Source organism: Pseudarthrobacter phenanthrenivorans Sphe3 (genome assembly GCF_000189535.1).
GTDB lineage: Bacteria > Actinomycetota > Actinomycetes > Actinomycetales > Micrococcaceae > Arthrobacter > Arthrobacter phenanthrenivorans.
Genome location: NC_015145.1, coordinates 3,920,673 through 3,945,382 on the forward strand (window position 1 = coordinate 3,920,673; position 24,710 = coordinate 3,945,382).

Here is a 24,710-nt window from a genome sequence, read left to right on the forward strand (position 1 = left end):
GGATGAAAGCGCGCCGGGGAAAACGGTACGCTCTACTCCATGAGCCCAGCCCCCGTCATCATCGCCGTTGACGGACGCTCCGGCGCCGGCAAGACCACCCTCGCCGTCGAACTGGCAGCCCGGCTGCGCGCCCACCACAAGGTGTCCCTGTTCCACCTCGAGGACATCTACCCGGGCTGGAATGGCCTCGCCGCCGGCGTCGAACGCTACATTTCCACCGTGCTCGCACCCCTGAGCCGGGGGGACGCCGCGCAGTGGGTCAGCTGGGACTGGGAGAAACATTACGACGGCGCTCCCCGCGTGACGCTTCCGGCAGACATTGTGATCGTGGAGGGCGTGGGGGCGGCGGCCCAGGCAGCCCGCCCGCTGCTGAGTGCGGTCATCTGGGCAGAGGCGCCTGACGACGTGCGCCGGACCCGCGCCCTGGGCCGCGACGGCTCGACCTATGAACCGTATTGGGACCAGTGGGCGGCGCAGGAAGAGGAATGGCTCGCCGGGGATGACGTCCCGGGCCACGCCGACATCCATGTGCTTAACCCGGCAGACGGAACTGCGCCGGGAGATGTCATGCAGGTCCTCCCGTACGTCCCTGCCCTTGCCGCGGCCCTGGCACCGGAACTGTCCGTCCGCCGCGGGCTGCGCCTGCATGCGGAGCGGTTGGCTGGCGGGCCAGACCCGGCCACCCTGTTCCATACCCTGTACGGCAGTTCGGCCAATGCCGTGTGGCTGGACTCTTCCAACGCCGGTTCCATTGCGGCCGATCCCGGAGGCACCACAGCGGAGGCAGCCGAGCGCAGCCGCTTCAGTATCCTCGCGGACGACGGCGGCCTGCTGGGCCAGTCGGTCACGCACAGTTCCGGCCGGAGCCGGGTCAGCGCCGGCTGTGCAACCGCCACCATTGAGGGCCCCTTCTTCCGCTGGCTGGACACAGCATGGGTTGCCGCGGCCGCAGATGTACCCGGAACCTATCCCGGCGATTTCACGCTGGGGTGGCTGGGCTGCCTGGGTTACGAACTCAAGCGCGAAACCGGCGGGACGGACCAGCCCGCCCCCACCCCGGACGCCGCGCTCATCTTCGCGGCACGGGCTGTGGTCCTTGATCATCGGGAAGGCACCGCCTGGCTCCTGGCAGTCAAGGCCGCGGATGCCGACGAGTGGCTGGACAGCGCCCGGACGGCCGTGGAAACCGCCGGACCGGCGGCGCAGGCCGGCGGCAGCACCGGCGTCGTACGTCCTCCGGCTCCCGGCTTCCGCAGCCGGGATGCCCGTGCGGAATACCTGGCCAAGATCGCCTCCGCGCAGCGCGAGATCGCGGAGGGAAACACTTACGAGGTCTGCCTGACCACTACCCTCGCGGCCACCGTTCCGGAAACTGCCCTGGACACCTGGGGCACCTACCTTTCACTGCGGCGCAGGAATCCCGCCCCGTTCGCCAGCTACCTGAAGCTGGGCGGACTCACCGTGGCAAGCACTTCCCCCGAGCGGTTCCTTAGGATCGCGTCCGACGGCGGCATGCGCGCCGAGCCGATCAAGGGAACCCGCCGCCGGGGATCGGACCCTGACGAAGACGAGCAACTGCGAACCGACCTGGCCACGTCCCTGAAGGACCGGGCGGAAAACATCATGATCGTGGACCTGCTCCGGAACGACCTCAGCCACTTCGCTGTTCCCGGATCAGTCACCGTAAGCAGGCTCTGCGCGATCGAAACCTACGCCACCGTCCACCAGATGGTGAGCACCATCGACGCGCAGCTCCTGCCGGGTTCGCCGCGCGCCGAAGCCGTGGCCGCCTGTTTCCCTGCCGGCTCAATGACCGGGGCGCCCAAGATCAGCACCATGGCCATCCTTGACCGGCTGGAAGGGGGGCCGCGGGGAATCTACTCCGGCGCCATCGGCTACTTCTCCCTCAACGGCGCCACGGACCTTGCCGTTGCCATCCGGACCCTGGTGGTCAGCAGGGACGTGACGGGAACCGCGGAACTGAGCCTCGGAGTGGGTGGCGCCATCACATCCGACTCCGTCCCCGCTGAGGAGTACGAGGAAATCCGGACCAAGGCCTTCGGCGTCCTCTCAACCCTGGGGGCGGAGTTCCCGGAAAGCTAGCGCCGGGAACTCCGCCCTGGGAGGGTCAGCCCCGCCGGGCAGGCCTGTCGAACTTCCACCCTTCGGCCTTGAGCACGGGGATGACCTGATCGACGGCCTCAACAGTCTGAGTCCTGTCGCCGCCGCCGTCATGGAGGAGCACAACGCCTCCGGGCCGAATGCCTTCCCGGATCCGGCGGACCAGTTCGGACGTTCCCGGCGGCTCCCAGTCGCCGATGGTCAACTGCCAGCCAAGCGGCTGCATGCCCAATTCGGCAGCAACTTCGGGTGTCTGCCCCCAGCTTCCGTAGGGGGCCCTGAAGTAGTCGATTTTCGCGTCGGGGACAGCTTCCCTGATGGCGGCACTCGTCTCCAGCAAGTCAGCTTTGATGGCCTCCGCACTCCATGCACCCATGTTGTCGTGATGCATCGTGTGGTTGCACAGCAGATGGCCGGCGGCGGCGATTTGCCGCACGATGTCCGGGTGTTGTTTTACATGGTCGCCCCACAGGCAGAATGTTGCCTTGACATGGTGCTTCTCCAGGACTGCCAGCAGTTTAGGCGTGCTCACCGGGTCCGGCCCGTCGTCAAAGGTCAAGCTGGCGTACTTGCCCTCGTGCCGGGTGGACTCGACGATCGCGGGCGTTGCCTCATCCGCCTGTGCTGCCGTTGCCCCCACGAGGCCTGCCGGAACAGAAGCGCTGAGGGCGAGGACTGCCGCGGCGACAGGGAAGGCTGCCTTGCGGAGGGAAACCGGGCGGTGGATCGGGAGCTTCATTGCTTTCCTTTCGGTCATCATGAAACCCGCTCCTGCCGCCTTGTTCTTGACGCTTTTGGCCCGGGACACGGCAAGTGGCGTCTTGGGTGGCGGCGAAGGAAGGCGCAAGGCAGGAGTCCCGCGGGAGTCATGGAAACTTCCGGTAATTTCCGGAACACCGTCAGCGTAGGCTTTCCCCGCGAGCGCCGTCAAGAGTTCTGTTGGGAAAAAGACGGTGCAGACGCGTGAACTGTCCCGCGGTTTCGGAGCAACCTTTTCGTGGTCAGCGGCTGCCGGGCGCAGCCGTACTCTCCCGCACCACCAGCCGGGTGGCGAGTTCCACCCGCGAGCTCTCCGGCCCCTCGCCCTGGAGCATCCGGAGGATGGTGCGGGCAGCGAGCTTGCCCATCTCCGCAAGCGGCTGCCGGACTGTGGTGAGGGGAGGCGATGCCCACCGGGCTTCAGGAAGATCGTCGAATCCCACCACACTGAGATCCTCGGGCACCCGCAGGCCCTTCTGCCGTACCGCCTCGTACACGCCCAAGGCCATCTGGTCACTTGCGGCGAAGACTGCAGATGGCGGCTCCGGCAGTTCAAGGAGCGTGCAGCCGGCGCGGAACCCGGACTGGTAGTCGAAGTCCCCCTCCATCACCAGTTCGGGATCGAAGGCAATACCTGCCGCGTCCAAGCCTGCCCTGTACCCGTCCAGCCTCGCCCTGCTGCACCACAGGCCGGGCGCGCCGGCAACAAACCCGATGCGCCGATGCCCCGCAGCAGTCAGATGCTCCGTGGCACCCACCGCTCCCGTCCAGTTCGTGGCGCCTATGGTTGGGACATCCAGGTCCGGCACGCCCGCAGGATCCACCACCACCGCAGGCACATGCAGGCGCTGAAGTTCCGCACGCAGGAACGAATCAAGGTCCGTGGTAACCAGGATGGCCCCGTCGCTCGCCCTGGCACTGACGTTGTCCAGCCACTTCCTGGTGGATGCGGGGCTGGTGTGGCGGTGGATGGCGGATACCACGGTGGAGGCGCCTGCCTCGTTGGCAGCCTCCTCAACACCTCGGATGATTTCCACGGCCCATGGGCTGTCAAGGTCGTTGAAGACAAGGTCAATCAGGCCCGACCGCGCCTCGGGCCGCACTCCGCGCCGCTGGTAACCGTAATCGCGGAGAAGCGCTTCCACGCGCTCCCGGGTTCGGGGGGCAACATCGCCGCGGCCGTTAAGTACGCGGGAAACAGTGGGCACGGATACACCCGCCTCAGCTGCGATCGCCGAAATTGTGACTGCCGGGCGGTGACTCTCCTGCACGCATTCCTCCTGGTCCGCTGCAAGTATAGGCCTTCCAGGGGCACGGCCAGAGCTGAGTTTTGTCAAAACCCTTGACGTACTCTCCGAAATCTTCATAACCTACAAGCGCGCAACTTCCGGAAACTTCCGGAACTGCTTCTCGGCCTAGCCGCCGATCTACTCAGTACCTCAAAGGAGAGCTCTTCATGAAGGTTGCCAAACTAGTCGCCGCCGCTGCGCTGGCGTCGACCTTTGTCCTCCCAACGGCATTGCCTGCGATGGCAGGCCCGGAGGACAAGCCGCAGCCCCCCGGCCTCGCCAAGCAGGACACCCTGCGCTGGGCCGCCCCCAACGATGTCCGGATCGGCACGGCAGTTGCCGGCGGCGGACATCACGAAACCATGCCTTACGCCAACCCCTTCACATCGGACGCCCAGTACCGCGAAGTGCTCGCAGCGGAATTCAGCTCCGTGTCACCTGAGAACCAGGCGAAGTGGGAGTTCATCCACCCCGCCCGGGACCAGTACCGCTTTGCAGAGATGGACGCGATCGTGGAATTCGCCCAGCAAAATGGGCAGGTGGTCCGCGGCCACACACTGTTCTGGCACAGCCAGAACCCCGCCTGGCTGGAGCAGGGCAACTTCAGCAAGGACGAACTCCGCTCGATCCTGAAGGACCACATCACCACCGTGGCGGGACGGTACGCGGGCAAAGTCCAGCAGTGGGATGTTGCCAATGAAATCTTCAACGGTGACGGCACCCTCCGCACCACCGACAACATCTGGATCCGCGAGCTGGGGCCGGAGATCATCGCCGACGCCTTCCGCTGGACCCACGAAGCCGATCCGAACGCCAAGCTCTTCTTCAACGACTACGGCGTGGAAAGCATCAACCGCAAGAGCACGGCTTACGTCAACCTCATTTCGAAGCTCCTGGCACAGGGCGTGAAGGTCGATGGCTTCGCCGTCCAGGGCCACCTGAGCACCCGCTACGGTTTCCCCGCGGACCTGCAGGCAAACCTCCAGCGCTTCGAGGACCTTGGCCTGGAAACGGCCGTCACTGAGATCGACGTCCGCATGGACGTTCCCGCCGGCACCAAGCCCACGGACGAGCAGCTGGCCAAGCAGGCGAGCTACTACCAGCGGGCACTGGACGCATGCCTGAACATTGAGGGATGCAAGTCCTTCACCATCTGGGGCTTCAACGACAAGTACTCGTGGGTGCCTGTCTTCTTCGGCGGAGAGGGTGAGGCAACGGTGATGTGGGAGGACTACACCCGGAAGCCTTCCTACTACGCCCTGCAGTCCACCCTGGCTGCGGCAACCCCGGGCGGAGAACAGCGCTACAGCCACCACCCGGCCTACCAGCGGTAGTCTCTGCCAAGGCAGTAATCCTGCAGCAATGCTGACAAAAAGCGGCCCGGAACCCTACAATTCCGGGCCGCTTTTTGCTCGACCTGCCAGGTGGTGGCCCATAACAGGTCCCGGCGGTCCTAGCCCACCAGGGCGTGGATCCTGTACCCAAGGGAATGTGACTCCCCGGGCTCGAGAACCACCAGGTCCTGGCCGGAATTGAACGCATCCGGTGGGCAACTCATCGGTTCCACGGCCAGTCCCTTGCGGCCGCGCAATTCTCCTGAGTAGAGCTGCAGCCACGGCGAAGTGACTCCGGTGGACTGCACCACTGCCGAGAGCCTGCGGGCAGGGTTCCGCAGGGTCACGTCCCACTCCCCGACGGGAAGGGCGGTGAAGGCGTGGTCCAGGGACTGCTCCCCGATCCTGCGGGCGTGCGAGAAATCAAATTCCGTGCCCGGTGCATCCATAAGCCTGCTGGGCCGGAGCCTCTCATCCGTGAGGAGCACCTTGCCGGCCTGGAAGGTCAACTCACATTCGGAGATATCGTCTCCCCCCACAGTGATGTAGGGGTGGGAGCCAGCACCGTAGGGTGCAGCCGCAGTTCCGCAATTGGCAGCAGAGAGCTCCACCTGCAGCCCGGACTGCGCGTCCAGCCTGAACGAGGCAGTCAGCGCCAGCTGAAAGGGATAGCCCGGCTCACCGTGCAGCAGCTGGGTCAGGGTGACTTCCGCCTGCGACCGCTGTTCTGTCCGCCATTCACTCCACAGCGCAAGCCCATGCAGCGCACTGCCACTGGCTGCCTCATTTACCGGCAGTTCGTAGCGCTGCCCCCGGAAAGTGTAGGCACCCCCGCTTACACGGTTCGGCCACGGCATGAGGGTCTTGCCGGAATAGGCAGGCGGCACTTCATCCGCCGGGAAGGGCAGCACCAGGTCCTGCCCTTGGAACGACAGGCCCAGGAGGCCCGCGCCGACAGTGGCGACTGTTGCGGTGTAGTCTCCCGCCTCGAGGGTGATGAGATCGCCGTTGGCGCTGATGATCGGTGGCATGGGGTTCCTTTCGGGAGGCGGGCAAATCAGCTGGCTGGGCGTGCCGTGCTCTGCCGGACAACGAGTGATGTTGCGAGGTCCAGGCGCAGGTTCTTGGGCCGTTCACCTTCCCGCAGGCGCAGGACCATCCGGGCAGCCTCTTCGGCCATTTCAATCAAGGGCTGGTGAACGGTGGTCAGCGCGGGGCTGGACCACCGTGCCACCTGGAGGTCGTCGTAGCCCACGATGGACAGTTGCTCCGGGACAGACAGTCCCAGCTGGCGGGCGGCGTCGAGCACCCCGAGTGCTTGCAGGTCGCTGCCCGCGAAGATAGCACTGGGGCGGTCCTTCATCTGCAGCAGTTCCAGTGCGTGCGCACGGCCTCCGTCAACCTGGAAGTCGCCGTACCTGATGAGCGAGCGGTCCAGGGGAATGCCCGCAGCATTCAGGGCGGAGCTGTAGCCGTCGATCCGCGCCAGCGAGCACATCATGTCTTCCGGCCCCGAGATGGCGGCAATGCGCCGGTGTCCCAGTTCAATTAGGTGCCGGGTTGCCATCATTCCCCCCGCCCAGTTGGCCGAGCCAACTGACGGAACGTCGGGGGCCGGGTCGCCGGCAGGGTCGATAATGGCGAAGGGAATGGAACGCGACTCAAGTTGCTGCCGGTGCTCAAGCGGCAGGTCGGAAAATACGAGGACGACACCGGCAGGGCGCCGCGCCATGACACCTTCCACCCAGCTGGCATCCGGGGCCTTGCGGGTGCCGCTTTCCGTCAGCACGACGCTCAGGCCGTTGGCCTTGGCGACATTTTCGACGCCGCGGATGATCTCCAGCGCCCATGCGCTTTCAAGTTCGGGGAAAACGAGTTCCAGGAGCGCCGATTTCGAGGACGCATTCCTTCTTTTGTAGCCGTGCTCCTCCAAAAGCTCCTCAACTTTCGCTCGAGTTTTTCGCGAAACATCTGACCGCCCATTGAGGACCTTCGAGATGGTGGAGAGGGAGACACCCGCTTCCTCGGCCAGTTGGGCCAGGGTTACGCGCGCGTCAGAAGGGGAAATAGAGCTGGTCATGGCCATCATGTTAGCGAGAGTTTCGAGATATGTAACGCAAACCTATGGGCAGTTTTGCGCGTGGCCCACGGCACACCTAGACTGTGATCCGTAAAGCAACTTTCGGTCCTTGTATCGAAACTTTCGAGAGGCGTTCAAGGATGAACAAGCATGGATGGGTGACCTGCAGCCTTGCAGGCGGTGCGGCTTTGGCCCTCGGCCTGACCATGGCCGGATACTCAGGAGGGAACGGCGCAGCCAGCCGGCCTGAAAATGAAATACACAACCTGCTGGGTGTCATCCTCCCCACCGCCGCGTTTGCCTTGCCGATCTGCACCATCATCCTCAGTGGAACCATGCGGGACATTACCCCGGAGCTCTATGAGGCGATGGCCATGGACGGTGCAACACCCGCGCGTTCCTTCCTGCGCCTGGTACTGCCCCTGTCCAAAGGCGGCTTGTCCACCATCGCGGTTTTCTCGGCACTCCAGGCCTGGAACGGCTTCCTTTTCCCGCTGATCCTGACGCAGTCCGAATCCACCCGGGTGGTCACGCTTGGCCTGTTCAACTTCCAGACCCAGTTCGGCATCAACATCCCCGGCCTCCTGGCCGCTGTGACCCTGTCCATGGTGCCGGTGCTCCTCGTCTACCTCTTCGCGCGCCGCGCGCTTGTCCAGGGCCTCATGGGCGCTGGCGGAAAGTAAAAATGACCGAAACCACCACCCACTCCACTCCGTGGCGCGATGCGACTGCCACCCCACAAAAACGTGCCGACAGCCTCATTGCCGCCATGACCCTGCGGGAGAAGACAGCACAGCTCTTCGGCATCTGGGTCGGCGCCTCCACTGAGGGAGGCGAAGTCGCCCCGCACCAGAATGAAATGAACCCTCCGGTCGACCTGGACGAGGTCCTTCCGAACGGCCTCGGCCAGCTCACCAGGCCGTTCGGCACGGCGCCCGTGGATCCGGCGCTCGGCGCCCTGTCGCTCCAGCGGACCCAGCAGCGCATCACCGCAGCCAACCGGTTCGGCATCCCCGCCTTGGTCCATGAAGAATGCCTGGCAGGCTTCGCCGCCTGGCAGGCCACCTCCTATCCGGTGCCGCTCGCCTGGGGGGCCACCTTCAACCCGGAGCTCGTACGCACCATGGGTGCGGCGATCGGCACCGACATGCGTTCCGTCGGGGTGCACCAGGGCCTTGCCCCTGTCCTCGATGTTGTCCGCGACGCCCGCTGGGGCCGGGTGGAGGAAACCATCGGTGAGGATCCGTACCTGATTGGAACGCTGGCCACCGCCTACATCCAAGGGCTGGAAAGCAGTGGCATCATCGCCACACTGAAGCACTTTGTGGGCTATTCGGCGTCCAAGGCCGGCCGGAACCTGGCACCGGTCTCCGTGGGGACGCGGGAACTGGCCGACGTCTTGCTTCCACCCTTCGAGATGGCTGTCCGCGAATCCGGCGTCCGCTCAGTCATGCATGCCTACACGGACTTGGACGGCGTTCCCACCGCTGCCGATGCATCCCTCCTCACCGGGCTCCTTCGTGACACCTGGGGTTTCACCGGCACGGTGGTGGCGGATTACTTCGGCATTGCATTCCTGAAGAACCTGCATGGGGTCGCCGGCTCCCTGGGTGAAGCCGCAGCTGCCGCCTTGGCCGCGGGCGTGGACGTCGAGCTCCCAACAGTGCACGCCTTCGGTGAGCACCTCATCGCCGAAATTGAAGCCGGCCGCCTCCCCGTCAGGTTGGTGGACCGCGCCCTGCACCGGGTCCTGGTGCAAAAGATTGAACTGGGCCTGCTGGACGAGGCCTGGTCAGCGGTTCCGCCGGCCCTGCGGAACGCCAACCTGGAGGACGCGGCAAGCTTGGAGGGCAGCATCACGCTGGACAGCGATGCCAACCGTGCACTTGCCGCCCGGATCGCCGAGCAGTCAATCGTCCTTGCCAGCAACGACGGCGTCCTGCCGCTGCGCACCCCAGGCCGTATCGCCGTCGTCGGACCCAACGCTGACAACACGCAGGCGTTCCTGGGCTGCTACTCCTTCCCGGCCCACGTGGGCGGACAGCACCCGGAAGTTCCGGTCGGCATCGAACTGCCCACCGTGGCGCAGGCCCTTCGGGCCGAATTCCCGGACAGCGCCATCTCCGTCACCGCCGGGTGCTCGGTTGACGGCACTTCCACAGAAGGATTTGACGACGCCGTTGCTGCCGCCACCGATTCGGATGTCGTCGTCGCGGTGCTGGGCGACCGCGCCGGCCTCTTCGGCAGGGGCACCAGCGGCGAAGGTTGCGACGCGGAATCCCTGGTGCTGCCGGGGGTCCAGCAGCAGCTGCTGGACCTGCTGATCGGAACCGGCAAACCGGTGGTGCTGGTCCTCCTCACGGGCCGGCCCTACGCGGTGGGCTCCGCCGTCGAGGACGCGGCAGCGATTGTGCAGGCGTTCTTCCCAGGTGAGGAAGGCGGCCCCGCAGTTGCCGGAATCCTCAGCGGCCGGGTGAACCCCAGCGGACGTTTGCCCGTCAGCATCCCCGCCCGCCCCGGGGCGCAGCCCTCCACCTACCTCGCGTCGCGCCTGGCCAAGGCCAGCAGCGTCTCCAACATCGATCCCGCCGCCGCCTACCCGTTCGGCCACGGCCTCAGCTACACCACCTTCGAGTGGGGCGAACTGACGTTGGACGGGCCCGCCGCCATTCCCGTGGACGGCGAAGCCACGGCAGGCATCACGGTCACGAACACCGGCGACAGGGCAGGAACGGAACTGGTCCAGCTCTATCTGCACGACCCCGTGGCATCGGTTGTCCGGCCCGAACAGCGGCTCGTGGGATATGCCCGTGTTCCCCTCGAGCCCGGCGAATCCGCCCGGGTTGCCTTCACGGTACCGGCCGACGTCACCTCCTTCACCGGGCGGGACGGCCACCGGATCGTCGAACCGGGCGACCTTGAACTCGGCTTCGGCGCGTCCAGCGGAGACATCCGGCTGACAGCAACGGTCAGCCTCACCGGGGAAACACGCCCCGTCGACCACACCCGCCGGCTCCACTGCGGCGTCAAGGTCACCCCGGCCAGCTGACGGACCGGCCGGGGCGCCCTTCCGGCCCCCACCCGGCCTTCAGGCTTTGCCGCACTCAACCGACAGACGAGCGAAAGGACATTGACATGGCCACGAACCCGCACTTCCTGACGATTTCGGCCACCACCCGTTCCGAGGCGGACGAAAAGCTCAACGCCTCGGTCCAGCAACTCCGTGACCTTGCCAGGGAAAACCCCACCAGGGGTATCCTCGTGACAAAGCGCGGTGCCGGCCATTTCACCCTTGAACTCAGTGACCAGGTTCCCTACGGGCAGACCTGGGAATCCGTGAACCACCCGGACTCCGTCCGGTGACCGCTCAAGCCACGCGGCGGGCCCCATCCCCAGTGCTTCCACACAGTTAGGTATTGCCGCGTGACGGACACCCACCCCACAACCTCCAGCCCCCAAGCACCCCGCAGCAGCATCAAGTACATCCTGATGCTGGGCGCCCTGGCCGCTCTTCCGGCCGTCACCACCGACATGTACCTGCCCTCACTGCCGGCGGTGGTGCAGGATCTTGAAACCACCCAGGCCGCAGCCCAGCTGACTTTGTCCGGAACCCTCCTCGGCGGCGGCATAGGCCAGCTGGTCATCGGCCCGTTCTCAGACCGGTTCGGCAGGCGCCTGCCGCTGCTCATCGGCATCTCGCTGCACGTTGTGATCTCACTGCTCTGCTCCATCACGGCCACCATCGAAACGCTCACCCTGCTGCGTGTCCTTCAGGGCTTCTTCAACGCCGCGGCGGCCGTGGTGGCCATCGCCGTCATCCGCGACCGCTTCACCGGCTCCACAGCGGCCCGCCTGCTGTCGCGCCTGATGCTGGTGATCGGCGTCGCTCCCCTCTTTGCCCCCACCGTCGGCCAAGCCGTGGCGGGAGCCTGGCAGTGGCGTGCCGTCTTCTATGTCCTGGCACTCATCGGCGTCGTCCTGGTGGCCATCGTCTGGAAGTTCATGCCCGAAACGCTGCCGGAGGGCAGCCGCAGCCCGGGCCGTCCGCGGTATGTTGCCGGCGCCTACTGGTCACTGCTTCGGGACAAGCACTTCATGGCGCTGGCCGTTATCCCCGGCCTCGGACTGGCCCTGATCATGAGCTACGTGGTTGGCTCCCCCTTCGTCTTCCAGGACGAATACGGCTTCACCGAGCAGCAGTTCGCCCTCGCCTTCGCACTTAACGGTGCCGCCCTGGTCCTTTCGGCGCAGCTCAACGCAACCCTGGTTCGTAAGTTTCCACCGGTCCGCCTTCTGCGCACCGCCGTCCTTGTCCAACTGGTCCTTGCCCTGCTCCTGTTGGCGGCGGTGGCCACAGGCACCGGGGGCGTATGGGGGCTGATGGCAGGGCTCTGGCTCGTCCTGGGCGCGCAGGGAATGATCCCGGCCAACGCCTCTGTCCTTGCCCTGCATAACTACGGGCATATGGCCGGTACCGCTGCAGCCGTAATTGGTGCCCTGCAGTCCGGCGTGGCCGGCCTGGTGAGCCCGCTTGTGGGGTTGCTCGGCGGAAACGCCCTCTCGATGGTAGGTGTCATGATCGGCAGCTGTGTTCTCACAGTGCTGGTCCTGGCGCTCGGGACGCCTGCCTACCGTCGGGGCGGCTGGCCGGAGCATACAGCCCGTGGTGATGATGAGCGGGTTGCTGCCGACGGATAACCGGCCGGAGGAGCCCTTTGGACTCGACTACTGGACCGTGGCCGTCAACCTGGCCACGTTGTCCACGTATCGTGCAGCGAGCGGCCGGTTGAGCCAGTCCACCAGTTGCAGCTCGTGCGAGATATCCCGGTATGTGTCCTCCACCGCCCGCATCTTGGTGACAATGTCCTCACCGAGCAGCATGACCGACACCTCCAGGTTCAACGAAAAGGAGCGCATGTCCATGTTGCTAGAGCCAAGGACGGCAACCTCGTCGTCAATGGTGAAGTGCTTGGCATGGAGCACGAACGGCGCCTTGTAAAGGTAGATTCGGACCCCGGCCCTCAGCAGCGCCTCATAGTAGGACTGCTGGGCATGGTGCACCAGGAACTGGTCCCCCTTCTCCGATACGAACAGTTCCACGTCCACCCCTCGCTGGGCAGCGGTGGTGATGGCGTAGAGCAGCGAATCGTCCGGCACGAAATAGGGGCTGCAGATCGAGATCCGGTGCTGGGCCGAGTAGATGAGCGTGTTGAAGAGCCGCAGGTTGTTCTCGGTAATGAACCCCGGCCCGCTGGGAACAACCTGCGCCGTAACCTTCCCCGGATGCAGGTTCGAGGGCAGCTGCAGCTGGTGTTCCAGGGACTCGTCCGTTTCGCTCAGCCAGTCGGTGGCGAAGACGACGTTCAGGGTTGTGACGATCGGCCCCTGGAGGCGGGCCATCAGCTCCACCCATTCCCTGCCGGCCTTGCGGTGGCGGGGATTGTTGTAGGAGGGTTCGATCAGGTTCTGCGAGCCGGTGAAGGCGATTTCGCCGTCGATCACCATGATCTTGCGGTGGTTCCGCAGGTCCGGCCGGCGCCACTGGCCGTGGATGGGCAGGAGCGGAAGCATGCGCTTCCACTGGATCTTGCCCGCGCGCAGCCGTTTCAGCAGTTTCCGGTATCCCTTAACCCGGAGGGTGCCGATGTGGTCGAAGAGCACCCGCACTTCAACCCCGCGCTCGGCGGCTTCCTCCAAGGCGGTGAGAAGCTCATCGGTGATGTGGTCCGTGCTCATGATGTAGAACTCGGCGTTGACGAACTTCTCGGCCTTCCGCACGGCCTTGGTCATTTCCAGGATGGAGTCCGGATAGCCGGGGATCAGGTCCACGGTGTTTCCGTCCACCATGGGCACCGATCCCAGCCGCCGGTTCAATTCCGCCGCGGACTTCACCCATTCGGGTCCCGGGTAGTCGCTTTCTACCTCGGCCAGCGAGGAGATCCCCGCGCGCACCCGTTCGTTGACCTGCTGCTGCTGTTCCCGGCGCCGGCTGGAGAGCCTGAAGTTGCCGAACAGCAGGAACAGGATGATCCCCACGAACGGGACGAAGAAGATGCCCAGCAGCCATGCCATTGCCGTGGTGGGGCGCCTGTTTCCCGGAATGATCCCCAGCGCCAGGACGCGGATAACCAGGTCGGCGATGCCCAGCACTACCACCACCCACATTGGCGCGGTGCCGGCAAGCGAAAATGGCCACAACAATGAAATAAACCCCCGGAGGATGGGCTCCCGGCGGACCGTTTCCAGCCAGGCACTCCGCCCAGCTTATCCGTGCGGTGCGGCACTAAGCTGGAGCCATGACTTCTCCGGCTTCCGTGGTTCTCGTTTTCCTCGATCCTGATTTCCCGGACGGCAGGCTGGCCGACGCTTCCAAGCCCCAGCTCCTGGTCACCGACCAGGGCGCCACCCGCGGGGACGGCATCTTCGAGACCATGCTGGCGGTGGGCGGCACGGTCCGGAAGCTCCAGGCGCACCTGGACCGCCTGGCCGGCTCCGCAGCCGCGCTCGACCTGGTGATCCCAAGTGAGCAGGAGTGGCGGCGCGCCATCACCCATGCTGTCGCCCAGCACCGTTCGCAGCACCCGCCCGCCTCGGCCGCGGCGGACGAACTGGTGGTCAAGCTGGTGGTGACCCGCGGTGTCGAGGGTGCGTCCGCACCCACCGCCTGGGTCCAAGCATCACCGGTCGGGGCCGGCGCCCGGCGCCAGCGTGAGGCCGGCATCGACGTCATCCTCCTGGACCGCGGCTATGACAGCGGCGCAGCCGAGCGCGCCCCCTGGCTGCTGCTGGGCGCCAAGACGCTGTCCTACGCCGTGAACATGGCGGCGTTGCGCCACGCCCAGAAACAGGGCGCTGACGACGTCATTTTCATCTCAACCGACGGCCGCGTCCTGGAAGGGCCCACTTCCACTGTCCTGATGGCCCACGCAGGGACGTCCGACGACGGCACTTCCGTTAAGCGCCTCATCACACCGCAACTGGACAGCGGCATCCTGCCCGGAACCTCCCAGGGCGCGCTGTTCGCTGCTGCCAAGGCGGCGGGTTGGGAACTTGGCTACGGCCCGCTGGAGCCGCAGGACCTGCTGGATGCCGACGCCGTATGGCTGATTTCCAGTGTCCGCCTGCTGGCGCCGGTGAACCGGATCGACGGCAAGGAAGTGGGTACCGCGTCCGTCCAGAAAGAGCTCACCGCGGAACTGAACGAGCTGTTGGCGGGCATACAGTAAGGACGCACCCGGATCCAGGTCCTTTGCACCCTAGGCTCCTGCGGGACAGTGCCCGTAAGGTGTGGTTCATGGACTCGCAGACGCAGCCGAAAGACCACCTGACCTTTGACGAATGCTGGGAACTCCTGGAAAACGACGCGGTGGGGCGCCTCGCCCTGGTGGTTGATGGCCATCCTGAAATCTTCCCCGTCAATTACGTGGTGCACCGCCGCAGCATCGCCTTCCGCACCGCCGGCGTCACCAAGCTCTGGAGTGCGCTCTCGGAGCGGCCGGCGGCGATGGAGATCGATGGGTACGATCCCCATACCGAAGAGGCCTGGAGCGTAGTGGTGCGCGGAAACACAGAGGTGATGGAAGACCAGGAGGACAAGGACGCGGTGGACAGCCTGGGGCTGGAGCCGTGGCAGCCGGGGGAAAAGGCGAACTACATCAGGCTCTCAGCCCAGGTTCTCACGGGCCGCCGCTTCAAGGTGAACCGGCCCGATATCTGGAGCACCCGGGCGCAGGATAAGCGCCGGGCATCCTTCGAGTAGCAGCGGCTGCGGCCTCTACTAACGCCCTGAGACTGCCACCTCGCGTGAAAGCTGCGCCTCCAGGCCGGACAGCAGGATGGCAAGCCCCTGGTCGAGTTCGGCGGAACCGTCGTACTCGGCCAAGGCCGGGGCCAGGGCACGGAGCCTGGGAAACTCCTTGGCCGGAAGACGGTGCAGCCCAAGCCGCAGCAGTACTTCGTTTTCCTCCGGGTCCACCACGAATTCCTGCAGTTCGTTGAGGATGTGCCCGTAGAGGAATCCGTAGTAGGCGCGGTAGACGTGGAGGGCGCCCGCGGGGCTGAACCCTGCCCCCACCAGCAGGGACAGGATCTGCTCCAAGGGGCGCAGCGTTCCGAGCGGGCGCAGGCCCAGCGGCGTGGACAGTGGCCTGGTCACCAGCAGTGGTACGACGTTGGGATGCTCCAGCGCCAGCGTTCGCAGACTGTGCGCTATGTGGCGCAATTGGGCCTTCCAGTCCGGGTCCTCGGGCTGGATGGAGAGTTTGTTGAGCACCAGTTCCGTGACTCCGTCGAGCAGCGCCGCCCGATTCTCCGCGTACCGGTAAAGGCTCATCGGATCGCGGTCCAACTCCTGGCCTAGACGGCGCATGGTCAGTGCATCCAGCCCCTCATTGTCAAGCACCTCAAGCGCCTTTGCGAGCACGAGGTCCCTGGTCAGCGGGGCTTTTCGCCTGTAACCGGCCTTGGTCGGTTTGGGGGAGGCCATGGTTTCCATCCTGGCTAGCAGCAAGTCCGCAGGGGTTAATCCAAACGCTTGCCTGATGTGTAGTCTACGGGTAAAGTCTACAGTGTAGATGCGGCATTGACACGTCCCATAGTCCGTGGTCATAGCGGGCTTCATCCACAACCCCCATTGCCCTGTGCACGGCATTGAGGTTGGCTGCTGTAGCCGAACGGCGGCACCACCGCACTTAGCGAAGGGAAGCCGTCATGGCACATTCGCAGTTTGATCTTTTCCTCAAAGAAGCCACCTACGTCGACCAGGCCTCGGAATCCACGCTCGACAGCGACCGGCTGTACGGCCTGTACACGAGCTGGTGTTTCATCAACCAGCAAAAGCCGCGCCCTGAGTCAACTTTCTGGTCAGCAATGAACCACCGGGTTGCCCCCGGCCACAATGGGCTCCGCATGAAAGGCCCGGCCGCTGCCGATTACATCATGGCCAGCTACCCCGGGCTCGTCTAGGAGCCCTTCCCGCAAGGAATTCCGGCGCGGACCGCAGCCTCACGACAGGCGGTCCGCGCCTTTTCTGTTTGCGGGCTGGCCGTCCTTCTTGCCGGCGGATCCGCCGTCGTACCTTCACGGGAGGTGCTGAGCCTACCCGCGGCGCCTTGCACGGTTCAGTTACGCAACATGACGACGGCGGCGGTGCGGCTCACGGCGGCAAGTGTTACGTTTTTGCGGAGTAATGAGTACCGGCGCCAAGCCCTGACTGGCCGGTCGGCAACCCTCCTTCCGCGGCGGGGTGCCTCAGGTGAATACTCGGCATATCGACCGATTCGAGTTGCAAGCGTGAGAGAAGGAGATCCGTCGTGTCTGACGCACCTGCCCCTGAAGAGAAACTGTCCTACCGCTTGATCAGCGGACCGGACAACCGTGAATTCTGCGAACGGATCTCCAACGCCCTGACGGAAGGCTATGTGCTCCACGGCAGCCCGGCGGCAACCTTCAACGGCACCAGCGTCATCGTCGCCCAGGCCGTGGTCCTGCCCGCAGCCATCGCTTCCGCCGACGCCGCAGTGGCCGACGCCGTGGATGACCTTGAAGCTGCAGGCGACGACCTCGAGTTCGACGGCGAGGGCCACGCATGAGCTACGCCGGAGACCTGACCCCGCAGGAGGCCTGGGAGAAGCTCCAGCAGGGTGCTGTGCTGGTGGACGTTCGCACCGAAGGCGAATGGGCGCACATCGGCATCCCCGATACCAAAGCCACGGACAACGATCCCCTCTTCATCCAGTGGTCCTTCCCGGGCGGCATCCAGAACCCGGACTTCATCAACGACCTCACGCAGCAGGCGCCGGAGGACCGGTCAACCGAGCTGGTGTTCCTGTGCCGTTCCGGCCAGCGTTCCATTGCCGCGGCAATTGCCGCCACCCAGGCGGGATTCACCTCCTACAACGTCCTGGAGGGCTTCGAAGGCGAGCCGGACCGCTACGGCGAACGTACCGTCAACGGCTGGAAGAACCGCGGCCTGCCCACCAACCTGGGAAAGAACTAAGTGACCTTCAACGAAGACGCCGCCGGCTGGAGCCCCGACACCCAGGCCGTCCGCGGCGGATTGGACCGCACCAACTTCCAGGAGACCAGCGAGGCTGTCTTCCTGAACTCCGGGTTCGTGTACGAATCCGCTGCAGCCGCCGAACGAGCCTTTACTGGCGAGGACGAGCGCTTTGTCTACTCCCGCTACGGCAACCCTTCCGTAGCCACATTCCAGGAGCGGCTCCGGCTTTTGGAAGGCACGGAGGCGTGCTTTGCGACGGCGTCCGGCATGTCCGCCGTTTTCACCGCCTTGGGTGCCTTGCTGGCGGCCGGTGACCGCGTTGTGGCTGCCCGCTCGTTGTTCGGTTCCTGCTTCGTGATCCTGAACGAGATCCTGCCGCGCTGGGGCGTGGAGACCGTATTTGTGGACGGACCGGACCTGGAGCAGTGGCGCGCAGCGCTCTCCCAGCCCACCACTGCCGTCTTCTTCGAGTCGCCGTCCAACCCCATGCAGGAGATCGTGGACATCGCCGCCGTCAGTGAACTGGCCCATGCGGCGGGGGCGACAGTCGTCGTCGACAACGTCTTTGCCACTCCCCTGCTGCAGCGCTGCGGCCAGTTCGGCGCGGACGTGATTGTGTACTCCGGAACCAAGCACATTGACGGCCAGGGCCGGGTGCTCGGCGGCGCCATCCTGGGCACCAAGGAGTTCATCGACGGCCCCGTGAAGCAGCTCATGCGCCATACCGGGCCCGCCCTGTCCGCCTTCAACGCCTGGGTGCTCACCAAGGGCCTGGAAACGATGGCCCTGCGCGTCAACCACTCTTCCGCCACAGCCCTTCGTCTCGCCGAGTGGCTGGAGCAGCAGCCTGCCGTGAGCTGGGTGAAGTACCCGCTCCTGAAGTCACATCCGCAGTATGAGCTCGCCGCCAAACAGATGAGCGCCGGCGGGACCGTCCTCACCCTCGAGCTGGCGCCTTCCGGCGGGCGTTCCGGCAAGGAAGCCGCCTTTGCGCTGCTGGACGCCCTGAAGATCATCGACATCTCCAATAACCTCGGCGACGCGAAGTCCCTCATCACCCACCCGGCCACCACCACGCACAGGGCGATGGGTCCGGAGGGGAGGGCTGCGATCGGGTTGAGCGACGGCGTGGTGCGCCTGTCCGTGGGGCTGGAGGACGTGGACGACCTGATCGGAGACCTGGAGCAGGCGCTCAAGCAGATCTAGCTGGTCATGCTTCCGTGCGGAGCGCCACCCCTACCACGTCACCTGCATCGATCCCGGCTTTGTTCCTGACGGACTTCTTGACGGGCAGGAGATACGAGCCTTTCTGGCTGTCCGGAAATAATGAGGTCTGCCAGGAATGGCCTGCGATCTCCGCAGTAACCCTTACTGACCCAAAAGCCTTGCTGGCACCGGCAGTTTGAGCACGGATATCGTCAGCGATATCCGCAGGCAGGGTCACGAAATGCCAACCGGCTTCCCCTGGATAGAGCCACAGCTCCGCTTTAAAGGAATACGACGCCGTCACGCGCTGAGTATGGCACGATCGCGACCTTCGAATAAAGCTGCCAAAGAAGTCTTGGAGGTTCCCCAGGAGGCAGGCCAGCCGCCCTCAAAATGTCAGACCCCCGGTAGAGGATGTTTCCATGGGAAACGGCACGGGGACTGCAAGAGCAATGGAGGGCATTCAGGCCTCCACTGCCCGCCTGGATGCCCTGTTTCTCGAAGATGCCGCCCTGGAAACCGGCTCTGGTCCGGGCGCCGGGATTAATGTGCTTGAGCGCCGGTATGAGCTCCGCCTGGAGCGCATGGCGGTGGCAAAGGAACTCGAAGCGCAAATCGCCGCGGTCAAAGCCCGGGACGCCGCCGAAGCCGTCGGCATCCAGCACGCCATGATCCCGCCCGAGGCGCCCGTGCACGAACGGACCTACGCCGAGATGTCCGCGGTTGAGGAAATCGCCGGCGTCCTCACCATAAGCTCCAGCGCGGCCGGGGCACTCGTCACCCAGTCCCGTCAGCTTTGCGCCGTCCCCCTGGCACTGGACGCCCTGTCCGCGGGGATCATCTCCTGGCAGCATGCCAAAATCATCGTCGACGAAACCGACGGCCTGGGCCCCGCCGGCGCCGCCGCCCTGGTGGCGCACTTCTTCGACCCCCAGGCACCCAACCCCGCCCGCGGCGCCGCACCGGGTAAACTCGTCCCCTCCCGCTTCCGAAGCAAGGTCCGGGCCTGGCGCGAACGCCACCATCCCGAATCCCTCGAACAACGCCATGCCAAATGCGCCGCAGACCGGCGCTTGGAATACACCAGGGACCGCGACGGCATGGCCTGGCTCTCGCTCTACCTCCCCGGCGACACCGCCAACGCCATCTGGAACCGCACCACCGCCCTGGCCCGCGGCCTCCAAGGCCCCCACGAACCACGAACCCTCGCCCAACGCAGGTCCGACGTCGCCGCCAGCCTCCTGCTCGCCGCCCCCGCGGGCTACACCCGGAACGCGGACACCGCCGAAGGGAACGCCGAAGGGAACACCGTGAAGGCGGCCATCGGCACGGTCCCGACACCCAAGGCAGACGTACTCGTCACCGTCCCGGTCTTCGCCCTGCTCGGAGCCACCGACGAACCCGCCCTGCTGGACGGCCATGGCCCGATCCCGGCGTCCATGGCACGCAAACTCGTCGCCAGCGGGGCAACCTCGTTCTACCGCGTCCTCGTGGACCCCCGGAACGGCGCACCCCTGGAAATCGGACGCACCAGCTACCGCCTCACCACAGCCATGAAAAAGGCCCTCCACCTCCGGGACGGAAAATGCACCTTCCCCGGCTGCCAAAACACCTCCCTGGACAACGAGGACGACCACCTCACCGCTTGGCACCACGGCGGAAGCACCGGAATCAGCAACCTCGCCCAACTCTGTCCCAAACACCACCACCTCAAGCACAACAGCGCTTGGAAACCCACCCCCGCCACCAAAACCGAACCACCCGGCTGGACCTCCCCCCACCGGACGGCACTACAAAGCCGAACACCACGACTGGGAACCACCCCAATGGCCCAAGGAAATCTGTCGTGGGCGGGGGTGTTGCGAAATCTCTCGTGGCTCAGGGAACTGCCTGGATGATGCGGATGCCTTTCCGCCTGACGACCCCGTATGGGACGACTTCTATGCCGTTGCCCCGGTTCTGCCCCCGGACCCGTTCCCTGAGTGGCACCTTTGGCTGGACGAATCCCTCTCCGTCCCTTAGCTTTCCCGTATCGGTTAGCTTTCCGTGTCCGCCAGCTTTCCGTATCGGCTAGGACTGCCGGACCCGCAACAATTCCGGAACCTCGTCCACCTTGGAAAGATCCAGTGAGCCCCGCATGGTGATGTTCACGGCGTGCTTGACCACTGCGCCGAAACCGAAATCTTCAGGTTGTGACTCTGCCAGCACTTGGTCCCGGACCCTGCGTTGTTCGGCTGCCCCAGTGCCGCGCGCAATCATGTCCTCCACCCCTTGCCGGGCAAGGGAAAGCTCGCCTTGTTCCTGGAGTACCGGAGCGAGATAGTCCACCAGGGATCGCACAACATCAGTGGCCCTCGCCGGCCGGAAGGTGCCGAAATCCAGCAGGTCCCCGCTGAGGCCGGCACTGCTCGCCTGCCAGGATGCCATGCGCAGAAGGACCGTGGGCACGGGTGCGGGATCAATGCCGTCCTGCCACTCCCGGCTGGCGGTTTCCACCAGGGCTCGCACCAGGACGGCAAGAAGCGCGGCGTCCTCAGCGCGAAGACAGACATCGGCAACCCGGACCTCCACTGTGGGATGGTTGCGGGACAGCCGGGCGTCAAAATACAGCATGCCCTCATCCAGCATGACGCCGCTGTCCAGGAGGCGGGTAACCACGCGGCGGTATGCCGAATACGTGCCGTAGATGCCCGCAGGACCGGCCGTCGGCCACCGGTTCCACGCTTGGGTGCGGTAACTCTCAAAGCCCGTCTGGGTGCCATTCCAGAAGGGTGAATTGGCACTCATCGCAGTAAGGACCGCGAGCTTGTCACGGATCCGGTCCAGGACCGCCACGCCTTCGTCGGGCGACTCAATGTACGTGTGCACATGGAAGCCGCAGGTCAGCTGCTCCTGGGCAGTCAAGCCAAAGCGCTCGAGCATTCGTGCGTAGCGGGGATCCGGGGTGGTGTGGCTGGACAGGCCCAGCGGCGAGGTGGCCAGCGCGGCTACCCGTGCATTGTTCTTGGCGGCCGCCCTGTCCGCGAGCGCCCGCCCGGCACGGATCTGGTCCAGCAGTTCACCGTACTCCAGGCAGGGCCTCGTCTGCGTCTCGATCTGCTCCAGCTTGAGCTCGGCACTCAGCCCCATCTCGTCGTCGTCGTAAACGGTTTTGTCTTCCGTTTCCAGGAGCCGTGGGTCGTCCGGTGCGTCATCGGCCGCCAGGTGCCGGCTGGACAGCAACGCATCAGCAAGGGCAAGCGGCTCCCCGCTCTCCGGATCAACGATCAGGAGCTCTTCCTCCACGCCGAATGTTCGCATACTGACATTTTGCGCCAGTGCGGAGATTTATGGGGAGCCGCCGCCCTTCATGACGAACCGTGAATGCTCAGTCCTGGAAGTACTCCACCTTCGCGCCGATGGTGTTCAGGCGCTCCGCCAGATCCTCGTAGCCGCGCTCGATGACGTAGATGTTCCTTAGCTCGGACACGCCCCTTGCAGCCAGCATTGCCAGCAGCAGGCACGCAGCCGGACGAAGTGCCGGCGGGCAGCCCACCTCGGCGGCACGCCATTTGGTGGGGCCGTTGACATAGATCCGGTGCGGATCCAGGAGCTGAACCTGCGCCCCCAGCCGGTTCAGCTCCGTCAGGTAGATGGCGCGGTTCTCGTACACCCAGTCGTGGATCATGGTCTGTCCGTGCGCCTTCGCTGCGATGACGGCGAAGAACGGCAGGTTGTCGATGTTGAGCCCGGGGAAGGGCATCGGATGGATCTTGTCCTCTGGAGCGCGCAGTTCCGAGGGTTTGGTGGTGACGTCCACCAGGCGGGTGCGGCCGTTGCGGGCCATGTATTCACCGGAGATTTCCAGTTCCTGGCCCATCTGGCCCAGGGTGGCCAGTTCGATTTCCATGAACTCGATGGGAACGCGACGGATGGTCACTTCCGAGTTCGTGACAATGCCGGCGGTGATCAGGCTCATGGCCTCGATAGGGTCCTCAGACGGGAAGTACTCGATGTCTGCATCAATTGACTGGCGGCCGGTGATCTTCAAGGTAGTGGTGCCCACTCCCTCGATGGCCACTCCGAGCATCTGCAGGTAGAAGCAGAGGTCCTGCACCATGTAGTTGGGGCTGGCATTGCGGATGACAGTTGTGCCTTCACGGTGGGCCGCTGCCATGATGGCGTTCTCCGTAACGGTATCGCCCCGTTCGGTCAGGACGAACGAGCGGTCCCGGGTATCTGCGGAAGGCGCCTGGACGGTATAGAACCCGGCTGTCGCCTCCACCGAGAGCCCGAACTGGCGCAGCGCCTGCATGTGCGGCTCCACGGTGCGGGTGCCAAGGTCGCAGCCGCCCGCGTAGGGAAGCCGGTACTTGGCCGACTCATCAAGCAGGGGTCCCAGGAGCATGATGACGCTGCGGGTGCGGCGGGCAGCATCCACGTCCATGGCCTCCAGGTTGAGTACGGCCGGGCGCCGCAGCTGCAGGTCGGTGTCGTTGAGCCAGGTGCAGTCCACTCCAATGGAGGAGAGCACCTCAACAATCCGGTTCACCTCTTCTATCCGTGCCAGGCGGCGAAGGATGGTGGTTCCCCGGTTGATCAGGCTGGCGCACAGCAATGCCACGCCGGCGTTCTTGCTGCTGTTGACATCCACAGTACCGGAAAGGGTGCGTCCGCCCTCAACGCGCAGATGGGTCATCTGCGGCTTGCCTACGTTCACGATGCTCCGGCCGAAGATCGCTTCGAGGCGCTGGATCATCTTCAGGCTCAGGTTCTGCTTCCCCTGCTCCATCCGGGCGACGGCGCTCTGGCTTGTTCCCAGCTCCGCGGCCAGCTGGCCCTGGGTCCAACCCTTTTCGCCCCGGGCGTCCCTCAACATGGCGGCTACGTGCTCAGTGGTTTCCTGCGTCATAATCCAATTTATATCATAAATGATGTAAATGCTAGGAAAATCAGGCGGTGACGTGCCGTAGGCAAGGGTGGCTACCCACTACATGCGATAGAAACGGGTCTTTCGACTCCTTGACCGGTGGAGGGGGAGGCGAGAGACTGGATCAGCACCTCGTCGTCCAGCCGCAACGGAGGCAGCATGCGCCGGACACCTCCCTCCCACCTCACGGCACCCGCCCGCCACCGGCGCATCTTCCTGGCGCTCGCGGGCCTGCTTGCTGCGGCACTGCTGCTCCTCGGAGGTTCGCCTGCCTTCGCGGCGCCGTCGCCGGGCGAAGGAAAGCAATCCCTTCTGGGCAACGATGTCTCCTGGCCGCAGTGCAATGGGGAGCTTCCCACGGGCCAGGCCTTCGGTGTTGTGGGCGTCAACAACGGCCTGGCCAACAACACCAACCCCTGCCTCACGGAGCAGCTTACGTGGGCCGAGGATTCGGCTGGCCACCCCGAGCAGCCCACGGTCTCCCTGTACGTCAACACGGCAAACCCCGGCGCCGCCGGCTCCTGGTGGCCGGAAAGCAATGAGTACCCTGCTGGCCGGACCATCCACAATCCCTACGGCACCTGCAAGGCCGGGGACTATGGGACCGCGTGCGCCTACATGTACGGCTACGCCAAGGCGTACGACAACGCCACCCGCCGCGGTGTCAGCAACCCTGCCGGCTATTTCTGGTGGCTGGACGTGGAAACCGAGAACACCTGGTCGGGCACAAACAAGGATGCCAACCGGACCGTCCTGGAAGGCATGACGGACTTCTTCCACAGCATCGGCGCGCAGGTGGGGATCTACTCCACCGGCCAGCAGTGGGACCGGATCGTGGGACCAGTCAGCAGTTCGAGCAACCTCTACAACCTGCCGAGCTGGCTGGCCGGATCGCTGAACGCCGCAGGAGCGGCCAGGGCCTGCTCAGAGCCGCCCCTTACCGGCGGCGGCACCGTGGCACTGACCCAGTTCGTATCGAACGGGTTTGACTACAATTACTCCTGCCGGTGAG

General features: G+C 65.1%; 22 protein-coding genes, 1 pseudogene and 1 riboswitch. Of the genes and pseudogenes, 14 read left to right on the plus strand and 9 right to left on the minus strand.

Annotation, left to right across the window (positions count from 1 at the left end; genetic code table 11):
* Nucleotides 1–39: 39 nt before the first annotated feature.
* Nucleotides 40–2,103, plus strand: a complete 2,064-nt coding sequence (gene pabB / locus ASPHE3_RS18210) for an aminodeoxychorismate synthase component I (RefSeq protein WP_013602666.1) — start codon at nt 40–42, stop codon at nt 2,101–2,103.
* Between the two features lie 25 nt (nt 2,104–2,128).
* Here the strand turns inward: pabB and ASPHE3_RS18215 are convergent, their stop codons facing one another.
* Together ASPHE3_RS18215 and ASPHE3_RS18220 are read right to left on the minus strand one after the other, a co-directional pair.
* Nucleotides 2,129–2,860 carry a polysaccharide deacetylase family protein gene (locus ASPHE3_RS18215; RefSeq protein ID WP_120692991.1) on the minus strand — a complete coding sequence of 244 codons (732 nt, stop codon included), beginning with the start codon at nt 2,858–2,860 and terminating at the stop codon, nt 2,129–2,131.
* A 262-nt stretch (nt 2,861–3,122) separates the two neighbouring features.
* The gene (locus ASPHE3_RS18220; protein WP_013602668.1) at nt 3,123–4,151 is read right to left on the minus strand and encodes a LacI family DNA-binding transcriptional regulator; all 1,029 of its coding nucleotides are present in this window, start codon (nt 4,149–4,151) and stop codon (nt 3,123–3,125) included.
* A gap of 185 nt (nt 4,152–4,336) precedes the next feature.
* Here ASPHE3_RS18220 and ASPHE3_RS18225 point away from each other — a divergent pair, with 185 nt between their 5' ends.
* Complete coding sequence (locus ASPHE3_RS18225; RefSeq protein WP_013602669.1) at nt 4,337–5,503, plus strand: endo-1,4-beta-xylanase; 1,167 nt, start codon at nt 4,337–4,339, stop codon at nt 5,501–5,503.
* Between the two features lie 119 nt (nt 5,504–5,622).
* On the opposite strand, the gene ASPHE3_RS18230 is transcribed toward ASPHE3_RS18225, so the two are convergent.
* Nucleotides 5,623–6,534, minus strand: coding sequence for an aldose-1-epimerase (locus tag ASPHE3_RS18230; protein ID WP_013602670.1), 912 nt, complete (start codon nt 6,532–6,534; stop codon nt 5,623–5,625).
* A gap of 26 nt (nt 6,535–6,560) precedes the next feature.
* The gene (locus ASPHE3_RS18235; RefSeq protein ID WP_013602671.1) at nt 6,561–7,589 is read right to left on the minus strand and encodes a LacI family DNA-binding transcriptional regulator; all 1,029 of its coding nucleotides are present in this window, start codon (nt 7,587–7,589) and stop codon (nt 6,561–6,563) included.
* Nucleotides 7,590–7,723: 134 nt separating this feature from the next.
* Between ASPHE3_RS18235 and ASPHE3_RS18240 the strand changes: the two genes are divergently transcribed.
* From ASPHE3_RS18240 to ASPHE3_RS18255, 4 genes are all read left to right on the plus strand, one after another.
* Nucleotides 7,724–8,266, plus strand: a complete 543-nt coding sequence (locus tag ASPHE3_RS18240) for a carbohydrate ABC transporter permease (protein ID WP_013602672.1) — start codon at nt 7,724–7,726, stop codon at nt 8,264–8,266.
* Nucleotides 8,267–8,268: 2 nt separating this feature from the next.
* Nucleotides 8,269–10,632: a beta-xylosidase/alpha-l-arabinosidase gene (locus ASPHE3_RS18245; protein ID WP_013602673.1), complete on the plus strand. Its 2,364-nt coding sequence runs from the start codon at nt 8,269–8,271 to the stop codon at nt 10,630–10,632.
* Nucleotides 10,633–10,718: 86 nt separating this feature from the next.
* A complete protein-coding gene (locus ASPHE3_RS18250; protein WP_013602674.1) occupies nt 10,719–10,946 on the plus strand; it encodes a hypothetical protein in 228 nt (75 codons plus the stop codon).
* A 60-nt stretch (nt 10,947–11,006) separates the two neighbouring features.
* The gene (locus ASPHE3_RS18255; RefSeq protein ID WP_013602675.1) at nt 11,007–12,281 is read left to right on the plus strand and encodes a multidrug effflux MFS transporter; all 1,275 of its coding nucleotides are present in this window, start codon (nt 11,007–11,009) and stop codon (nt 12,279–12,281) included.
* Nucleotides 12,282–12,308: 27 nt separating this feature from the next.
* Here ASPHE3_RS18255 and cls read toward each other — a convergent pair whose 3' ends face one another.
* Nucleotides 12,309–13,748, minus strand: a complete 1,440-nt coding sequence (gene cls / locus ASPHE3_RS18260; RefSeq protein WP_013602676.1) for a cardiolipin synthase — start codon at nt 13,746–13,748, stop codon at nt 12,309–12,311.
* A 131-nt stretch (nt 13,749–13,879) separates the two neighbouring features.
* Here cls and ASPHE3_RS18265 point away from each other — a divergent pair, with 131 nt between their 5' ends.
* Together ASPHE3_RS18265 and ASPHE3_RS18270 are read left to right on the plus strand one after the other, a co-directional pair.
* On the plus strand, nt 13,880–14,809 hold the full coding sequence (locus ASPHE3_RS18265; protein WP_013602677.1) for an aminodeoxychorismate lyase: 930 nt from the start codon (nt 13,880–13,882) through the stop codon (nt 14,807–14,809).
* Nucleotides 14,810–14,877: 68 nt separating this feature from the next.
* Complete coding sequence (locus ASPHE3_RS18270) at nt 14,878–15,342, plus strand: pyridoxamine 5'-phosphate oxidase family protein (protein WP_041652360.1); 465 nt, start codon at nt 14,878–14,880, stop codon at nt 15,340–15,342.
* A gap of 18 nt (nt 15,343–15,360) precedes the next feature.
* Here the strand turns inward: ASPHE3_RS18270 and ASPHE3_RS18275 are convergent, their stop codons facing one another.
* On the minus strand, nt 15,361–16,068 hold the full coding sequence (locus tag ASPHE3_RS18275; protein ID WP_013602679.1) for a TetR/AcrR family transcriptional regulator C-terminal domain-containing protein: 708 nt from the start codon (nt 16,066–16,068) through the stop codon (nt 15,361–15,363).
* Nucleotides 16,069–16,292: 224 nt separating this feature from the next.
* On the opposite strand from ASPHE3_RS18275, the gene ASPHE3_RS18280 reads away from it, so the two are divergent.
* The 4 genes from ASPHE3_RS18280 to ASPHE3_RS18295 all read left to right on the plus strand — a co-directional run bounded on the left by ASPHE3_RS18280 (nt 16,293) and on the right by ASPHE3_RS18295 (nt 18,789).
* Complete coding sequence (locus tag ASPHE3_RS18280; RefSeq protein WP_013602680.1) at nt 16,293–16,547, plus strand: hypothetical protein; 255 nt, start codon at nt 16,293–16,295, stop codon at nt 16,545–16,547.
* 219 nt (nt 16,548–16,766) lie between these two features.
* Nucleotides 16,767–16,881: riboswitch (SAM riboswitch) on the plus strand.
* A gap of 13 nt (nt 16,882–16,894) precedes the next feature.
* Nucleotides 16,895–17,173, plus strand: coding sequence for a DUF1737 domain-containing protein (locus ASPHE3_RS18285; RefSeq protein ID WP_013602681.1), 279 nt, complete (start codon nt 16,895–16,897; stop codon nt 17,171–17,173).
* Nucleotides 17,170–17,580: a rhodanese-like domain-containing protein gene (locus ASPHE3_RS18290; protein ID WP_013602682.1), complete on the plus strand. Its 411-nt coding sequence runs from the start codon at nt 17,170–17,172 to the stop codon at nt 17,578–17,580. Before ASPHE3_RS18285 ends, ASPHE3_RS18290 begins: the two co-directional genes overlap by 4 nt.
* The gene (locus ASPHE3_RS18295) at nt 17,581–18,789 is read left to right on the plus strand and encodes an O-succinylhomoserine sulfhydrylase (protein ID WP_013602683.1); all 1,209 of its coding nucleotides are present in this window, start codon (nt 17,581–17,583) and stop codon (nt 18,787–18,789) included.
* 4 nt (nt 18,790–18,793) lie between these two features.
* Here the strand turns inward: ASPHE3_RS18295 and ASPHE3_RS21620 are convergent, their stop codons facing one another.
* Nucleotides 18,794–19,093 (minus strand): DUF1905 domain-containing protein, encoded by a 300-nt coding sequence (locus tag ASPHE3_RS21620; RefSeq protein WP_081459875.1) that lies wholly within the window; start codon nt 19,091–19,093, stop codon nt 18,794–18,796.
* Nucleotides 19,094–19,211: 118 nt separating this feature from the next.
* On the opposite strand from ASPHE3_RS21620, the pseudogene ASPHE3_RS18300 reads away from it, so the two are divergent.
* Nucleotides 19,212–20,811 (plus strand): annotated as a pseudogene (locus ASPHE3_RS18300) (DUF222 domain-containing protein).
* A gap of 48 nt (nt 20,812–20,859) precedes the next feature.
* Here the strand turns inward: ASPHE3_RS18300 and ASPHE3_RS18305 are convergent.
* Together ASPHE3_RS18305 and ASPHE3_RS18310 are read right to left on the minus strand one after the other, a co-directional pair.
* Nucleotides 20,860–22,089 carry a glutamate--cysteine ligase 2 gene (locus ASPHE3_RS18305; protein ID WP_013602686.1) on the minus strand — a complete coding sequence of 410 codons (1,230 nt, stop codon included), beginning with the start codon at nt 22,087–22,089 and terminating at the stop codon, nt 20,860–20,862.
* Nucleotides 22,090–22,156: 67 nt separating this feature from the next.
* Nucleotides 22,157–23,680, minus strand: coding sequence for a UDP-N-acetylglucosamine 1-carboxyvinyltransferase (locus ASPHE3_RS18310; protein WP_013602687.1), 1,524 nt, complete (start codon nt 23,678–23,680; stop codon nt 22,157–22,159).
* Between the two features lie 177 nt (nt 23,681–23,857).
* On the opposite strand from ASPHE3_RS18310, the gene ASPHE3_RS18315 reads away from it, so the two are divergent.
* Nucleotides 23,858–24,709, plus strand: a complete 852-nt coding sequence (locus ASPHE3_RS18315; RefSeq protein ID WP_013602688.1) for a glycoside hydrolase family 25 domain-containing protein — start codon at nt 23,858–23,860, stop codon at nt 24,707–24,709.
* The last annotated feature ends 1 nt before the right edge of the window (nt 24,710 follow it).

Bases quoted from the DNA above. Each gene is read 5' to 3' on its own strand.
- cls (WP_013602676.1), bottom strand. From the start codon at position 13,748: ATGTGGGTGGTGGTAGTGCTGGGCATCGCCGACCTGGTTATCCGCGTC.
- ASPHE3_RS18245 (WP_013602673.1), top strand. From the start codon at position 8,269: ATGACCGAAACCACCACCCACTCCACTCCGTGGCGCGATGCGACTGCC.
- ASPHE3_RS18310 (WP_013602687.1), bottom strand. From the start codon at position 23,680: ATGACGCAGGAAACCACTGAGCACGTAGCCGCCATGTTGAGGGACGCC.
- ASPHE3_RS18225 (WP_013602669.1), top strand. From the start codon at position 4,337: ATGAAGGTTGCCAAACTAGTCGCCGCCGCTGCGCTGGCGTCGACCTTT.
- ASPHE3_RS18305 (WP_013602686.1), bottom strand. From the start codon at position 22,089: ATGCGAACATTCGGCGTGGAGGAAGAGCTCCTGATCGTTGATCCGGAG.
- ASPHE3_RS18275 (WP_013602679.1), bottom strand. From the start codon at position 16,068: ATGGCCTCCCCCAAACCGACCAAGGCCGGTTACAGGCGAAAAGCCCCG.
- ASPHE3_RS18235 (WP_013602671.1), bottom strand. From the start codon at position 7,589: ATGGCCATGACCAGCTCTATTTCCCCTTCTGACGCGCGCGTAACCCTG.
- ASPHE3_RS18315 (WP_013602688.1), top strand. From the start codon at position 23,858: ATGCGCCGGACACCTCCCTCCCACCTCACGGCACCCGCCCGCCACCGG.
- ASPHE3_RS18250 (WP_013602674.1), top strand. From the start codon at position 10,719: ATGGCCACGAACCCGCACTTCCTGACGATTTCGGCCACCACCCGTTCC.
- ASPHE3_RS18215 (WP_120692991.1), bottom strand. From the start codon at position 2,860: ATGAAGCTCCCGATCCACCGCCCGGTTTCCCTCCGCAAGGCAGCCTTC.
- ASPHE3_RS18230 (WP_013602670.1), bottom strand. From the start codon at position 6,534: ATGCCACCGATCATCAGCGCCAACGGCGATCTCATCACCCTCGAGGCG.
- ASPHE3_RS18240 (WP_013602672.1), top strand. From the start codon at position 7,724: ATGAACAAGCATGGATGGGTGACCTGCAGCCTTGCAGGCGGTGCGGCT.
- ASPHE3_RS18270 (WP_041652360.1), top strand. From the start codon at position 14,878: ATGGACTCGCAGACGCAGCCGAAAGACCACCTGACCTTTGACGAATGC.
- ASPHE3_RS18280 (WP_013602680.1), top strand. From the start codon at position 16,293: ATGGCACATTCGCAGTTTGATCTTTTCCTCAAAGAAGCCACCTACGTC.
- ASPHE3_RS18290 (WP_013602682.1), top strand. From the start codon at position 17,170: ATGAGCTACGCCGGAGACCTGACCCCGCAGGAGGCCTGGGAGAAGCTC.
- pabB (WP_013602666.1), top strand. From the start codon at position 40: ATGAGCCCAGCCCCCGTCATCATCGCCGTTGACGGACGCTCCGGCGCC.
- ASPHE3_RS18265 (WP_013602677.1), top strand. From the start codon at position 13,880: ATGACTTCTCCGGCTTCCGTGGTTCTCGTTTTCCTCGATCCTGATTTC.